This window comes from Streptomyces sp. NPDC042364, assembly GCF_056437585.1.
Genome location: NZ_JBWKAJ010000025.1, coordinates 45,854 through 60,863, shown reverse-complemented (window position 1 = coordinate 60,863; position 15,010 = coordinate 45,854). Strand labels below are relative to the sequence as shown.

At 71.4% G+C, this 15,010-nt stretch carries 13 protein-coding genes; 6 read left to right on the top strand and 7 right to left on the bottom strand.

Annotated features, from left to right (window positions below):
* The first annotated feature begins 120 nt into the window (after positions 1–120).
* A complete protein-coding gene (locus AC067N_RS33820) occupies positions 121–1,326 on the top strand; it encodes a geranylgeranyl reductase family protein (protein WP_478682749.1) in 1,206 nt (401 codons plus the stop codon).
* 93 nt (positions 1,327–1,419) lie between these two features.
* On the opposite strand, the gene AC067N_RS33815 is transcribed toward AC067N_RS33820, so the two are convergent.
* A complete protein-coding gene (locus AC067N_RS33815) occupies positions 1,420–1,869 on the bottom strand; it encodes a nitroreductase family deazaflavin-dependent oxidoreductase (RefSeq protein WP_478682748.1) in 450 nt (149 codons plus the stop codon).
* A 177-nt stretch (positions 1,870–2,046) separates the two neighbouring features.
* Between AC067N_RS33815 and AC067N_RS33810 the strand changes: the two genes are divergently transcribed.
* Complete coding sequence (locus AC067N_RS33810; RefSeq protein WP_478682747.1) at positions 2,047–2,760, top strand: TetR/AcrR family transcriptional regulator; 714 nt, start codon at positions 2,047–2,049, stop codon at positions 2,758–2,760.
* Positions 2,761–2,834: 74 nt separating this feature from the next.
* On the opposite strand, the gene AC067N_RS33805 is transcribed toward AC067N_RS33810, so the two are convergent.
* From AC067N_RS33805 to AC067N_RS33780, 6 genes are all read right to left on the bottom strand, one after another.
* Positions 2,835–3,425, bottom strand: coding sequence for a maleylpyruvate isomerase mycothiol-dependent enzyme family protein (locus tag AC067N_RS33805; RefSeq protein ID WP_478682800.1), 591 nt, complete (start codon positions 3,423–3,425; stop codon positions 2,835–2,837).
* A gap of 187 nt (positions 3,426–3,612) precedes the next feature.
* Positions 3,613–4,596, bottom strand: coding sequence for an ATP-grasp ribosomal peptide maturase (gene tgmB / locus AC067N_RS33800; RefSeq protein ID WP_478682746.1), 984 nt, complete (start codon positions 4,594–4,596; stop codon positions 3,613–3,615).
* A gap of 16 nt (positions 4,597–4,612) precedes the next feature.
* Positions 4,613–4,804 (bottom strand): putative ATP-grasp-modified RiPP, encoded by a 192-nt coding sequence (gene tgmA / locus AC067N_RS33795; RefSeq protein ID WP_478682745.1) that lies wholly within the window; start codon positions 4,802–4,804, stop codon positions 4,613–4,615.
* 178 nt (positions 4,805–4,982) lie between these two features.
* Positions 4,983–6,182, bottom strand: a complete 1,200-nt coding sequence (locus AC067N_RS33790) for an MFS transporter (protein ID WP_478682744.1) — start codon at positions 6,180–6,182, stop codon at positions 4,983–4,985.
* A gap of 1,128 nt (positions 6,183–7,310) precedes the next feature.
* Positions 7,311–9,584, bottom strand: a complete 2,274-nt coding sequence (locus AC067N_RS33785; RefSeq protein WP_478682743.1) for a heavy metal translocating P-type ATPase — start codon at positions 9,582–9,584, stop codon at positions 7,311–7,313.
* 91 nt (positions 9,585–9,675) lie between these two features.
* The gene (locus tag AC067N_RS33780; protein ID WP_478682742.1) at positions 9,676–9,948 is read right to left on the bottom strand and encodes a heavy-metal-associated domain-containing protein; all 273 of its coding nucleotides are present in this window, start codon (positions 9,946–9,948) and stop codon (positions 9,676–9,678) included.
* Positions 9,949–10,235: 287 nt separating this feature from the next.
* Here AC067N_RS33780 and AC067N_RS33775 point away from each other — a divergent pair, with 287 nt between their 5' ends.
* The 4 genes from AC067N_RS33775 (at position 10,236) to AC067N_RS33760 (ending at position 14,854) form a co-directional block, all read left to right on the top strand.
* Entirely contained in the window at positions 10,236–10,787 is a 552-nt protein-coding gene (locus tag AC067N_RS33775) for a hypothetical protein (protein WP_478682741.1), read from the top strand.
* A gap of 91 nt (positions 10,788–10,878) precedes the next feature.
* Entirely contained in the window at positions 10,879–12,489 is a 1,611-nt protein-coding gene (locus tag AC067N_RS33770) for a multicopper oxidase family protein (RefSeq protein ID WP_478682740.1), read from the top strand.
* A 406-nt stretch (positions 12,490–12,895) separates the two neighbouring features.
* Complete coding sequence (locus AC067N_RS33765; RefSeq protein ID WP_478682739.1) at positions 12,896–13,879, top strand: hypothetical protein; 984 nt, start codon at positions 12,896–12,898, stop codon at positions 13,877–13,879.
* 132 nt (positions 13,880–14,011) lie between these two features.
* Positions 14,012–14,854 (top strand): class I SAM-dependent methyltransferase, encoded by an 843-nt coding sequence (locus AC067N_RS33760; protein WP_478682738.1) that lies wholly within the window; start codon positions 14,012–14,014, stop codon positions 14,852–14,854.
* Positions 14,855–15,010: the final 156 nt, after the last annotated feature.

Genomic DNA, 15,010 nt, shown 5'->3' with positions numbered 1-15,010 from the left:
CGGTGTATCGGTGTAGGGCGCACGCGCTGCCGATCCTCCCACAGCGACCCTGGGTGACGACCGCCGTAGGATGCGTGGGACAGGTGCGGCAGGCGGCTGGATCGGGAGCAGTAGACCATCGTGAGCAGCGAGAACTCTTCGGCGGACGACGTGCAGCGGGTGTGGGACGTGGTCGTGGTGGGCGCGGGCCCCGCGGGGGCTTCGGCCGCCTACGCGGCGGCGGTCGCGGGACGCAGCGTCCTGTTGCTGGAGAAGGCCGAACTGCCCCGCTACAAGACCTGTGGCGGCGGGATCATCGGCCCCTCGCGCGACGCGCTGCCGCCCGGCTTCGAACTGCCCTTCAGGGACCGCGTGCACGCGGTCACCTTCTCCCTCGACGGCCGCTACTCCCGTACGCGCAAGTCCAAGCAGATGCTCTTCGGGCTGATCAACCGGCCCGAGTTCGACCAGCAGCTCGTCGAGCACGCGCAGAAGGCCGGTGCCGAACTGCGTACGGGCGTCACGGTCACCCGTGTCGAGCAGCACGGCTCGGCCGTGCCGGACCGCCGTACGGTCGCCGTCGTCCTCCAGGGCGGCGAGACACTGCTGGCGCGGGCCGTGGTCGGCGCGGACGGCAGCGCCAGCCGCATAGGGGCGCATGTCGGTGTGAAGCTTGACCAGGTCGACCTCGGCCTGGAGGCGGAGATCCCCGTCCCGGAGACCGTCGCCGAGGACTGGAAGGGACGCGTCCTCATCGACTGGGGCCCCATGCCCGGCAGTTACGGATGGGTCTTCCCCAAGGGTGACACGCTGACGGTGGGCGTCATCTCCGCGCGCGGTGAAGGCGCCGCCACCAAGCGGTACTTGGAGGACTTCATCGGGCGGCTCGGCCTCGCCGGCTTCGAACCCAGCATCTCCTCCGGGCACTTGACGCGCTGCCGCGCCGACGACTCGCCGCTGTCCCGAGGGCGGGTGCTGGTGTGCGGGGACGCGGCGGGGCTGCTGGAGCCGTGGACCCGCGAGGGCATCTCGTTCGCGCTGCGTTCCGGGCGGCTCGCGGGGGAGTGGGCGGTCCGCATCGCCGAGGCGCACGACGCGGTGGACACCCGCCGCCAGGCCCTGAACTACGCGTTCGCCGTGAAGGCCGGCCTCGGTGTCGAGATGAGTGTCGGCAAGCGGCTGTTGATCGCCTTCGAGCGGAGGCCCGGCCTGTTCCACGCGGCAATCACCGGCTTCCGGCCCGCCTGGCGTGCCTTCGTCGACATCACCCGCGGCTCGACGTCGCTGGGTGAGATCGTGCGCACCCACCCGATCGCCCAGCGCGCGCTGACGGCCTTCGACCGTTAGACGCCGGACGCCGCTGGTGCTGCGGGCGTGGAGGGGCCGGCTCGGGCGTGGAGGGGCCGGCTCGGTGAGTGCTGGTCGCGGCACCCCGGTCGGTCACTTCCGGACGGTGATCCGGAAGACGGGGTGCTTCGGCGCGGCGGCGAGCAGTTCCTCGTCCGTGGAGTCGGCGGTGACATCTCCGAAGAAGCGGCCCACCTCCCAGCCCCACTTCTTGAGATAGGTCCGCAGGATCGGCGGCTTCTCCTCGTCGGGCAGCTCGACCGCCGTGAACTCCCGCACACGGCGCCCCACCTGGAGTCGGCCCCCGCCCGCAGCACGCATGTTGCGGACCCACTCGGAGTGGCCGCGTGCCGAGACGAGGTAGGGCCCGCCCTCGTAGGGCAGCGGGTTGACGGGCAGTCGACGCCACTCGCCGCTCTTGCGGCCGCGCACGGAGAGTTCAGCCGTCCCGAGGAGGCTGACGCCCCGGCGGGCCAGCCAGCCGATGACGTTGTTCACGGCGCGGTCGACGGGGCTGACCTTGATGTAGTGGGGCGATGACATGGGTCCCCTCCTGAGGATTCGGGCTGGTGCCCGGGTCGGCGTGCGGCAGGCGATGGGAGAACGATTCGGAGAGCGGTGCTCTCGCTTTAGAGCAGTGTGCACGAGATGCGTGCTCCGAAGCAAGAGCAGTGCTCTCGATTGTGGGCGGTGCTCTGGCGTTGTGGCACACTGCTGCGCATGAGCGCCACACAAGGAGCCCGCGCCCGAGCCCGGACCGAAGTCACCGCCGCGATCAAGGACGAGGCGCGCAGACAGCTCGCCGCCGAGGGCGCGGCCAGGCTGTCGCTCCGCGCCGTCGCCCGTGAACTGGGCATGGTCTCCTCGGCGCTCTACCGCTACTTCCCCAGCCGTGACGAACTGCTGACCGCGTTGATCATCGACGCCTACGACTCCCTCGGTGAGGCCGCCGAGGCGGCGTACGCCAGGGTGCGGGGCGAGAGCCCGGCGCGACAGTGGGTCGCGGTGTGCGAGGGCGTGCGGGAGTGGGCGCTGGCGCGGCCGCACGAATACGCGTTGATCTACGGCTCGCCGGTGCCCGGCTACACCGCTCCCGCCACGACGGTGCCGGCCGCTGCGCGGGTCGGGCTGCTGCTGATCGGGATCGTGCGTGACGCCTACCAGGACAGGGGTGTCGCCCAGTGGAAGCTGCCGGACGAGCTGCAGCCCGAGGCGCGGCGCATGGCCCGGGACCTCGCCCCCGATCTGCCGCCGGAGGTGGTCGTGGTCCTGATCGGGGCGTGGGCGCAGTTGTTCGGACTGGTCAACTTCGAGGTGTTCGGGCAGTTCAATCGCGTGGTCGACGACCGGGGGACGTTCTTCCGCCACGCGGCTGGCCAGCTTGCCCATCACGTGGGCCTCGTGTATCCGCAGTCCGGCGCGACGGAGCGCTGAGGCGCCCCAGGATCAGGGCCCACCCGAGGTGGCGGCACTGATGTCGTGCCGCCGTGGGTGGCACGGTCGGGGCGTCAGCCCATGACGATGCCCGACTTCTCCTGCCACAGTGCGGCGAGTGAGGGATCGCCCGTGACGGACGGGAACGGCAGCCGGTTCCAGAGGGAGAGGTACAGCTGTGACGCCGGGTCCGCGATCTCGCAGTCCGCGTCCGGGCCTGTGTCCGCTTCCGTGTGCGGGTCTGTGTCCGCGTTCGTGTCCGCGGCGGTGGACGTCTCGGTGCGGGTGGTGACGGGCGGTTCCCGGGCCAGGCGCACGGTCCAGAGGACGTCCCTGTCCGTCGCCCGGACGCGCAGGACGCGGGGCTTCTCGGTGCGCACCCGGCTCTTGGCGCGGGCGTGGAAGGCGAGCAGCAGTTCGTCGATCCCGTCGACGGCGAGGGCAGCCGCGGGGCCGTCGGGTGTGCCGCCGAGCGCGGACTCCGCGTCCGCGCGGTGCACGGTCGTCTCGTGGGCCTGACGGCGGACCCGGAAGGCCGGCGGGGACGGCGCGGGCAGAAAGCTCCAGCAGGTCGGGACCTCGGCGTCGGTGCCGGCCTCCCGGGCGGCACCGGCCGGCCGACGGCCCTCCTCGTCCAGCGTTCTCATGTGCTCGGCGGTGTCCATGACGCGGGTCTGCCGGATGGAGTGCGGTCCGGGCGCGGCCGACGTGTCGGTGACGGCACCGGCCAACGGGGCCACCTGGGAAGGGGATTGCCCGACCGGTCGTGGACGCTCCCCTTGCGCCGCCCCTCTCGGACGGCAGGGCCTCGCGTGACATCCCCTCCCGTCTTCGGCGTTCGGCCGCCTGACGTCATGGCGTCGCCGGTAGTCGGCTCCCCTGGGGGGCCTCCCTCTCCGGCTCCCGGTGGGTGAGCCAGTCGGCGACGCTCCGTGCGATCGGCTGGCCGGTGTCCATCTCCACGAAGCCGAACTGGCCCGACTGGTTGCACTCCAGGAACCACCAGATCCCGTCTGCGTCCTCCGCGAAGTCGAAGGCCCCGTAGGCGAGTCCCGCGTCACGGAGGTAGGCGCCCACGGCCGCGGCCGTACGGGCCGGTATGTCGACCGGATGCCAGGGTGCGTCGGAGACGGCGTAGCGGACGTCGACCTCGTCGGGGTGGGCGTCCGGGTGGACCGGCTTACGGGCGGCCAGCATGCGGTCGCCTACGGCGGTGAGGCGGATGTCGGCGCTCTTGGCGATCCGGCGTTGCAGCAGCGTGGGACCGAAGGCGACCGCGGTGAAGTCCGTGCCGGGCGCGACCCGGGTGGTGGGTACCGTCCTGGGCGGTTCCTGCGGATGGGTGCCGGAGACCGGCTTCACGACCAGGTCGGGGAAGCGTTCGGCGAAGTCCCGTGCAGCCTGCGGGAAGGTGGTGATGAGCGTGGCCGGCACGGGCAGCCCGACGTGCTGGGCGTGCCGGAGCTGCCAGGGCTTGTGCCGGGCGCGCCGGGCCGCGTCCGGGTCGTTCATCCAGCGGGCGCCCGTGGCGCGCAGCATGCCGTACAGGGCCTGCGAGGACTCCTCGGTCAGCCAACCGGACGGCTCGGGCACCCGGCTGGCGGGAATCCCCGGCCTGCGCAGCCAGATGGACCGCAGCCCGCTCATGCTGACCAGACGCCCCCCGGCGGACAGATGTCCGCGGAAGGCGCCGTGGACGTACTCACCGGAGAGGGCGACCCCGCCGGGCAGGTCGGCGGGGTCCAGGCGGACCACCGGTACACCGGTCCTGTTCAGTCGGGCCACCACCAGGTCCGCCGTCACATCCTGTTCGCACGTCAGGATCAGCACCGTCATCTGTCGATGTCCGCGTTCAGTCGTCGAAGTGGGTCTTCGAGCCCGCCGTGGACGTGGTGGCCCCCAATTCCCGCATCAAAGCCAGGTCGTGGGCGGCGATCCGCCCGTCGGGGAGCACGTTCAACTGCAGCCCGGAGTCGTAGGTGTACGGAGCGCTGAACTCCAACTGCTCAGTGGCGCGAGCGTAGTTGAGTACGAACAGTCGCATCGTTTCTCCTTGGTTCGGGACCATCCGGAAAAACGGATGGTGACGCTCCGGCCGCACTCTGCTCGGCCGGGTCGCTGTGCCTCCAGGGAGTTATACGAATCGAACGACTGAATGGTTGCCTCATCTTGTCGGCAGTTTCGACTTGCACCGCCAGGCGTCAAATGACAACGGTGCGTGGTCATTTCGGGGTTGCGTGGCGTGTGACGAACGCGATGGCGGAGGCGAACGCGGCCAGTGCCGCGACACTGGTGAGCGCGGCGGGAAGGGAGTGCCATTCGGCCATGAAGCCGATCGCGGGCGGGCCCAGCAGCATGCCGAGGTAACCGAGCGTGGAGGCGGTGGCCACCCCGTCGGGCCCGGCGAGGGCGCCGGCGCGCTCGATGGCGACGGGGAAGATGTTGGCGAGGCCCAGGCCGGTGATCGCGAAGCCGAGCAGCGTCGCCCACACCGACGGGGCGAGAGAACCCAGCAGCATGCCGACCGTGGCGGTGGCGCCGCCGACCACGAGCACGCGGGTCCTGCCCAGGCGTTCGAGCAGGGTCGTCCCGGTCAGCCGGCCGATGGTCATGGCGAGCGCGAAGCAGGAGTAGCCGATCGCCGCGAGGCCGGGGGAGGCGTCCAGGTCCTCTTCGAGGTGCAGTGCACCCCAGTCGGCCAGTGCGCCCTCGCCGTACGCCGTGCACAGGGCGACCAGGCCGAAGGTGACCACCAGGCCGCGGGTGCTCGAACGGTCGTGGCCCCCTTCGGGTTCGCGCGGGCCGTTCGCCCCGGTCGGCGGACCGTCGGTGGTGCCGGTCAGGTGCTCGGGTGGTGCCGGGGGTTCGTGGCGCAGCAGGGTGCGTCCCGCGACGGCGGTCACCAGCAGGCCGATGACGGTGATGCCGAGCAGATGGCGGGTCGCGGACAGCGACCCCGCGACCAGCCCGCCGAGGCCCGCCCCGATCATCCCGCCGAGACTGAAGGCGGCGTGGAAGCTCGGCATGACGGGCCGCCGCAGGGCTGCCACCAGGTCCACGGCGGCGCTGTTGAAGGCGACGTTGATACCGCCGAAGGCCGCGCCGAAGATCAGCAGGACGGCGCCGAGAGCGAGTGCCGAGTGGGTCAGTGGCGGCAGTGCCACGCTCAGCGACAGCAGGGTCGCGCAGGCGACCGTCACGGGATGGCTGCCGAATCGGCGGCACAGGCGTCCCGTCAGCATCATCGTGACCACCGCTCCGGCGGACACGCCCAGCAGGGCCAGCCCCAGTGCTCCGGGCGACGCGCCTGTCTGCTCCTTCACGGCGGGAATCCGGACGACCCAACCGGCGAAGACGAATCCGTCCAGGGCGAAGAAGGCGGTGATGGCGAGCCGGAGGCGGGTGAGGTCGCTACCCGGCACGACGCTGTGCGATCGGGATTTGTTTATTTGCGGCACAAAAGCAGGCTAGGTCTGAGTAGGCGGCTGGGGCAAGGATTTATCCGGGTGCGGGCAGGCGACCTGGCGGGTGCGGGTGCGGGTGCGGGTGCGGGTGCGGGTGCGGGTGCGGATGTGCCTCCGATCACGTCTACAGGGCGTAGACCTGCCCCGTCTGGGCGCCCTCGACGGAGCGGACGTACGCCTGCGCGACGTCGGCGAGGTCACGGGGGGTGTGCCGGGGAAAGTAGTCCCCGTAGTCGGCGAGGCTCTCGGTGAAGACGGTCGGGCTGATCGCGTTGACGCGTTGCGGGGCGATCTCGATCGCGGCGGCGGGGACGAATGCCCTCGGGCGTCAGCTCGGTCACCGGCTTGAACGGCACGTCGCCCGCGGCGCTGACCACCGCGTCCAACCGGCGAATCTTCATGTCGAGACGCTAAGCCTCGTCGGCGGTCGATGAGAAGCGCCGTCGGTGGACGGTAGGGATGGGCCGCTGGTTCGGGTTTGTCATCCGGCGGACGCCCAGGCGCTGTCGTCCACCGGGGCCCGCCCCCTCCCAACGGCTCCCGTTCCGCCTTTCATCGACGACAGGAAGGGGCTGTCCAGGCCGGTCTCGGTCGCTGAGCGTCACCAGACCTTCCACCGGTCAACTCCCGGCTCGCCCCCTCGCCGTGCCTCACGGAAGGGCCTTTCCCCGTCAGTGAATTACTCCTCCGCTTTCTCGAAGGATTTCTCGTGGCGAGAGTGACGAGTGTGTTCGGAAAAGGACTCGACGACTCGAGGTGATAAGGAGATCGGGCTCCGGATGTGCGTGATCACTCGTCGTCAATGACGCTCGCCGGCACGGCCTTCGGGACGGGACCGTAGGACCTCCTCGCTGTGTAAGGGGAGTTGTCGGAGCGAGGAGGCTCAGCGCTTTCGTCTCGATATTCGGACCGGTTGGATCGGGCGGTGTGGGGCGCGACCTTCGAGGAGGGCAGCCGCGGTGTGCCGAGTCGCCGCGAACTCCGCCCGCTCATTTCTCGGTCAGTCGGGCAGCGGCGCGATATCACAGCCGGAACCGATGATTCGTCGGGTGCCGCCCAGCCCCGGTCGGGCCGTCAGTGCGGCCCTCAGCCCCGATCCGCCACCCTGAACGCGCGCAGGCGCAGGGAGTTGCCGACGACGAACACCGACGAGAACGCCATGGCTGCTCCGGCGATCATCGGGTTGAGCAGCCCGGCCGCGGCGAGCGGCAGGGCGGCCACGTTGTAGGCGAACGCCCAGAACAGGTTGGACCGGATGGTCCCCAGCGTCCGGCGGGCGAGACGGATGGCGTCGACCGTGACACGCAGGTCGCCCCGGACCAGGGTGAGGTCGCCGGCCTCGATCGCCGCGTCCGTGCCGGTGCCCATGGCCAGCCCCAGGTCGGCCTGGGCCAGAGCGGCCGCGTCGTTGACGCCGTCCCCGACCATCGCGACCGAACGGCCCTCGCCCTGAAGCCGTTTGACTACTTCGACCTTGTCCTGGGGCAGTACCTCGGCGATGACATCCTCGGGCGCGATACCGACCTCGCGTGCGACCGACGCGGCCACGGCCCTGTTGTCGCCGGTGAGCAGGATCGGGGTGAGGCCGAGCGCGCGCATCCCGGCGATCGCCTCGGCGCTGGTCTCCTTCACCGCGTCGGCGACCTCCAGCACCGCCCGTGCCTCACCGTCCCAGGCGACCGCCACGGCCGTACGCCCGGCCGCCTCGGCCTCCGCCCCGGCCCGCCGGAGCTCCTCCGGCAGCTTCAGCGCCCACTCGGCCAGCAGCCGCTCCCGGCCGACGAGGACGGCGTGGCCGTCGACGACTCCCTGGACGCCGAGGCCGGGTACGTTCACGAAGTCCTCCGGTGCGGGCAGCGAGCCGAGCTTCTCCAGCGCGCGGTCGGCGACGGCGCGGGCGATCGGGTGTTCGGAGTTGTGCTCCAGGGCGCCCGCGATACGCAGGACCTCGTCCTCGCCCGTGGTCCCGGCGGTGTGCACGGCGAGCAGCGTCATCCTGCCGGTTGTCACGGTGCCGGTCTTGTCCAGGACGATGGTGTCGACCTTGCGCGTCGTCTCCAGGACCTCCGGTCCCTTGATGAGGATGCCGAGCTGGGCGCCGCGCCCGGTGCCGACCATGAGGGCGGTCGGGGTGGCCAGGCCCAGGGCGCACGGGCAGGCGATGATCAGGACGGCGACCGCCGCGGTGAAGGCGGCGGTCAGGTCCGCGCCGTTGCCGAGCCAGAAGCCCAGGGTGCCGAGCGCCAGGGCGATCACGACCGGGACGAAGACCGCGGAGATCCTGTCGGCGAGCCGTTGAGCGGCGGCCTTGCCGTTCTGCGCATCCTCCACCAGCCTGGCCATGCGGGCGAGCTGGGTGTCGGCGCCGACCCTGGCTGCCTCGACCACCAGGCGGCCGCCCGCGTTGAGCGTGCCGCCGGTGACGCCGTCCCCGGTGCCGACCTCGACCGGCACCGACTCGCCGGTGAGCATGGAGGCGTCCACGGCGGATGCCCCTTCGACGACCACTCCGTCGGTGGCGATCTTCTCGCCGGGCCGTACGAGGAAACGGTCACCGACCTTCAACTCGCCGACGGGGATCAGTTCCTCGCGGCCGCCGCGCAGCACCGTGACCTCCTTGGCACCCAGCTCCAGCAGGGCCTTGAGGGCCGCTCCCGCCTTCCGTTTCGACCTGGCCTCGAAGTACCGGCCGGCCAGGATGAAGGCCGTGACACCCGCCGCGGCCTCCAGGTAGATGTTCCCGGCGCCGTCGCCGCGCACGACGGTCAGCTCGAACGGGTGCGTCATACCGGGTGTGCCGGCCGTGCCGAGGAACAGCGCCCACAGCGACCAGAGGAACGCCGCCGACGTGCCCACCGAGATCAGCGTGTCCATGGTGGCGGCACCGTGCCTGGCGTTGGTCCAGGCGGCCTTGTGGAACGGCCAGGCGGCGTACGTCACCACGGGCGCCGCCAGCGTGAGCGAGAGCCACTGCCAGTACTCGAACTGCAACGCCGGGACCATGGCCATCGCGATCACCGGCACGGCCAGGACCACGGCGGTCGTCAGACGCCGGCGCAGCGGCCGCAGCCCGTCCTCCTCCTGCCGTACGGTGCTGCCGCCGGCCTGCGGCTCGGCGTGTGCGGGCTCGGGCTCGGGCTCGCGCGCTGTGTAACCGGTGGCCTCGACCTTGGCTATCAGGTCGGCGACGGTGACGTCCTCGCGGTAGGTGACCCTGGCTTTCTCGGTGGCGTAGTTGACGGTGGCCTCCACCCCGTCCATGCGGTTGAGTTTCCTCTCGATGCGAGCGGCGCACGAGGCGCAGGTCATGCCGCCGATGGCCAGTTCGACCTCGGCGGCACCGGATGTGGTGGTGGTCATGTCTGCTCCTCGGAAGTTCACGGGCGCGATATGCGACGGACGAGCCGGGGCCGAGAAGAAGGGCCGGCCCCGTCCCGTCCCGGCGCGTGGGTCAGACGGCCACGCGGCCGGCGAAGTCGTAGCCGGCCTTGTCGACGGTCCTGGCGATCAGGGCGTCCAGCGCCTCGTCGGGCTCGGTGGCGGTGGTCACGATGACCAGGCCGGTGCCGATCTCGACGTCGACCGCGGTGATCTCGTCCAGGCCGCCCACGGCCTGGGCCACGACGCCCCGGCAGTGAGCACTGCCGACGCCGTCGACCCTGTATGTGGTCTTGATCTGGCCACTGGTGTGGCGGCTTCCGTCAGGGGTGCAGCAGTTCGCCATGGGATTCTCCGCAGATGTAGAGCATACCCCCTGGGGGTATGTCGATCGGGCTCATGTATACCCCCCGGCCGTACCTGTGGCAAGTGGGTGTCGCCCTCCGTGTGGCCCGGCTGGTCGTGCGTCGGCGCCGCTTCGGGCGCGTTCGGCGCCGGGCTGTCGTGGGCCTCTTCGCTGCGGCGCCGTAGGGGTGGTCGTCGGCAGGGCTGCCCTCCGTCTCCCAGGGCGCGGATTACCCCCTCCGGGTATACTGGCGCCCAGTCGTCCGGCAGGGAACCTCGAGGGAAGCGATGACAGCACCGGGAGCCTGGGCCCCGTCGACCCGTGCCTCGCAGGCCGTGGTCCGCTGGGTGCGTGCTGCCGGGATCGCCCTGCTCGCGGCACTCGCCGTACTGATCCACCACGAGTCGGCCGCCGTTGCCCTCGGCCCGGCCTGGTCGTCGTCCGCACACCTGACGACACCGGGCATGGTGATGGCGCACGGCCATGCCGTACCGGCGACGGCCATGACCGGGCATGGGTACAGAGCGATGGCCATGAACGGGCACGGAGAGACGGCCATGACCGGGCACGGGCACGGAAGTGCCGTGGCGCAGGCCGCGGATCAGGCGACGGCCGCCGCGCCGACGATGTTCAGTGCTGACGGCCCGGGGTGCGACGGCATGGCGATGCAGCACTGCTCGGCCGCGAGCCTTGAGGTCGTGAAGCTCGCACCACCGGCGCAAACCCCGGCATCACGGGATCTTGCCGCGCACGAAGTGGTCACGTCCTGGGGCAAGGCCGCCGGGACGGTGGGCCGAGCGCCCCCGGACCTGTCCGTTCTCTCCCGGTTGCGTATGTAGGTCGTGCCTCACGGCTCCCTCGCGCCCCGTTCATGCCGAGGACCGTCCCAGCACGCCGACCCCCGTATGCGCACACTGATCGAGGACGCCCATGAACAGCATCAACCGCCGCTCCGTCCTGCTCGCCGGGCTCGGCGTCGCGGGCGCCGGCGCGCTCGCCGCCTGCAGCAGCGGCTCCGGCGCGACACCCGCCCTGGTCGACCCCTCCGGCTCGGCCGTCGCCGCCGTGGAGAAGAAGCGGAAGGGCACGGGCAGGACGCGGAGCGTGACCCTGACCGCAGCGCCGGCCACGCTCGACCTCGGCGGCGGGGTCATGGCCAAGAGCTGGGCCTTCAGCGACCGCGCCCCCGGGAAGGAGATCCGCCTGTCCGTCGGTGACACCCTGGAGGCCGAACTCTCCAACCAGCTGCCCCACAGGACCACCACGTCCATCCACTGGCACGGAATCGCCATGCGCAACGACATGGACGGCGTCCCGCCGGTGACCCAGCAGGCAGTCCGGGCGGGTGCCAACTTCACCTACCGCTTCATCACCGACACTCCCGGCACGTACTTCTTCCACCCCCACGTCGGCGTCCAGCTCGACCGCGCGCTGTACGCGCCGTTGATCGTCGAGGACCCCCGGGAGCCGCTGTCGTACGACGACGAATGGGTCCTCGTCCTGGACGACTGGGTCGACGGCGTCACCGGCACTCCGGACGAGGTCTTCGCCGAGCTGCGGCAGGGCATGGGCGGCATGGACATGGGCGGCGACTCCGGCTCCGGCGGCCACGAGGGCCACGACATGGGCGACATGGAGGGCATGGACATGGGGGATGACTCCGCGCCCCCGTCCGCCTCGCCCTCCTCCGGCGGGAGGTCGATGAAGTTCATGTTCATGGGCGCCGAGAGCGAGCTGCTCGGCGGCGACGCCGGTGATGTGAGGTACCCGTACCACCTGGTCAACGGCCGGGTCCCCGCCGACCCCGCTGTCTACCGGGGCAAGCCCGGCAAGCGAGTCCGGCTGCGCATCATCAACGCGGGAGGCGACACCGCGTACCGAGTGGCGCTCGGCGGACACAGGCTGACCGTCACCCACACCGACGGATTCCCCGTCGAACCCCGACAGGCGGACGCCCTGCTGATCGGGATGGGGGAGCGGTACGACGTCCTGGTCACCCTCGACGACGGGGTCTTCCCGCTCGTCGCGCTGGCCGAGGGCAAGAACGCCACCGGCATGGCTCTGGTCCGTACGGGATCCGGCAGCGCTCCCGGGGCGACCGTCCGCCCGAAGGAGCTGAACGGGAAGATCCTCACGGCCTCTCGGCTGCGCGCGGCCGACGACGTCCGCCTGCCCTCCGGGAAGGTGGACCGGGTGCACCGGGTGGAGCTGACCGGCGGCATGCACAGGTACAACTGGGCCATCAACGGCAAGGCGTACGACATGGACGACCCGGCCGCGAGTCCGCTGACGATCGAGGAAGGGCAGCGCGTCCGGCTGGACTTCGTCAACACGACCACGATGTGGCACCCCATGCACCTGCACGGCCACACCTATCAGCTGGGCCCTGAAGGCCCGCGCAAGGACACCGCCATCGTGCTCCCGAGGAGGAAACTGTCCGTCGTCTTCGACGCCGACAACCCCGGGCAGTGGATGCTGCACTGCCACAACGCGTACCACGGAGAGGCCGGCATGATGGCGCTGGTGGCGTACCGGAGCTGACCGCCGCTGTGCCCCTTCCCGGGGCCGGCGGTTCCGTCGGGCCGGCCCCGTTCACGCAGTGACTTGTACGGTCCGGCGCGCCGCCCGAGAGCCCGGACCCGACTCGGGCGCTCACCGCACCGGACCCATCAACGCCCCACGACGGGTTCACAACACCGCCTGGGCCCCGCTCGACGCGAGCCGGACTCCCTCTGCCCGTCGTCGTACGTCGTGGCAGTCGTGCCGCTCCGGAGGCCCCTGCCACGCCGCCCTGAAGCGTGCGCCGGTCACGGACCAGGGGGACCGTCGCGACCCTCTGTATACCCATGGGGGGTATTCGGTGAAAGTCCCGCCGAGCGCTTGACTGGATACCCTAGGGGGGTATCGTGAGCCGAGTTGAAACCCTCCGCTTCCGAGGAGACGTGCCATGAACACCGGACTGAGGATCACCGCGTTCGCCGCCGCGCTGGCCGCGACCTTCGGCACCGCCTACGGGGTGGGCAAGGGGCTCGACCCCGTCGTCGCGGACAGCGCGCCCCCGCGCCACGACAGCCACGGCGGGGCGTCGCCGAAGTCCGACCAGGGCGGCGGCCATGATTCGGGGCGGCACGAGTCACCCCCGGCCGGCGGCCTGCAGATCTCCGAGGGCGGCTTCACCCTCGACCTGCGCACCACTGCCGTCACCGCGGGACAGCGCACCGAGCTGCGCCTCGTCATACGCGACGACGAAGGCCGTGCCGTCACCGCGTACCAGCGCGAGCACGACAAGGAACTGCACCTCATCGTCGCGTCACGCGACCTGGTCACCTACCGCCACCTCCACCCCACCCGTACCCCCGACGGCACCTGGAGCACCCCCGTCGACCTGCCCAGGGCGGGCGGTTACCGCGTCTTCGCCGACTTCACCCCGGCGCGGAAGGGCGCCGAGAACCTCACGCTCGGCGCCGACCTGGCGGTCTCGGGCGCCTATGCCCCGCAGCGGCTCCCGGCGCCGGACGCCACCGCCACCGTCGACGGTTACGAGGTCGAGCTGGACGGCGGACTGCGGCCGGGCGCGGCGAGCGAGCTGAAGCTGACCGTCTCCCGGAACGGCAGCCCCGTCACCGACCTCCAGCCCTACCTCGGTGCCTACGGCCACCTGGTCGCCCTGCGCTCCGGCGACCTCGCCTACCTGCACGTCCACCCCAACGGCGAGCCCGGCGACGGTGAGACCGCCCCCGGCCCCGGCATCTCCTTCACTGCCACCGCGCCGAGTGCCGGCACCTACCGCCTCTTCCTCGACTTCAAGCACGAAGGGAAGGTCCGCACCGCCGAGTTCACCGTCCGCGCCGGAGGAGCGGCCGCCCCGGACGAGCCGAACGCGGCGGACGGAACGCACGACGCCTCGGCCGGGCACGGTCACGGGCACTGAGAGCGGCGGTCCCCGTGGCCGGCCGCATGCGTGCAGAGCTGCCGTCCCCATGGCCGCCACACACGTCGAGATCGGCCGGACACACGCACCGAGAAGCCCTGAGGGGTGCCCAGCCTTTGCTTGGATGGGGTCATGACCGACGCTCATGAGCGCATGATGCGGGCCAACGAGGCCAACTGGGACGCCCGGACCCCCGTCCATCTCGCCAGCCGGTTCTACGCACTTGACGAGAACCTCGACCCCGCACGCTGGTTCGCCCCGTGGGAGTGGGAGGACCTCGGTCGGCTGGACGGGCGGGACGTGCTGCACCTCCAGTGTCATCTCGGCACCGAGACGCTCGCCTTCGCCCGGCGCGGGGCACGCGCCACCGGCCTCGACTTCTCCGGCGCGTCGGTGGCCGCCGCCACCCGCGTCGCCCGGACGGCGGGCCTGGACGTCACCTTCGTACGGGCGAACGTGTACGACGCCGTCGAGGCCCTGGGAGGCCGGCGGTTCGACGTGGTGTACACGGGCAAGGGTGCCCTGTGCTACCTGCCCGACCTGGGCCGCTGGGCCGGGGTCCTCGCCCGGCTCCTGCGCCCCGGCGGGAGGGTGTACATCGCGGAGTTCCATCCACTGCTGAACTCCCTCGGCCCGAAGCCCGATCCGGACGCCGGCCCCGAACTCCTGCTGCGCCACGACTACTTGGGCGGGGCGGGCGCCGTGCACCGCGACGCGACGTACACCTATACCGACGGCCCCGCCGTGGAGGGCGCCACCGACAGCTACGAGTGGATGCACGGCCTGGACGAGGTGATCAACGCCCTCATCGGCGCCGGCCTGACCATCCGCCGCCTGCGCGAGAGCGATGAACTGCCCTGGCCGCGCTGGCCCGGGATGACCCGCACCGCGTCCGGTTGGTGGCGTCTGCCCGAGCCCCGCATCCCCTTGCTGTACGGCCTCCTCGCCGAACACACCTCGCCACAGTCCGGGTGATCCGAACGGCGCACCCCCAGGCCCCCACGGGCGAGCCGCCGACCACCCTCCGGTACGCCGGATCGACGTCGAACGGCGCGGCCTCGCTGGTCCGAGTGCCAGAGCCGCGGGACCGGCTGCCGCGTCGCCGCGCCGTCCGAGCCCGGCCGCCCGACC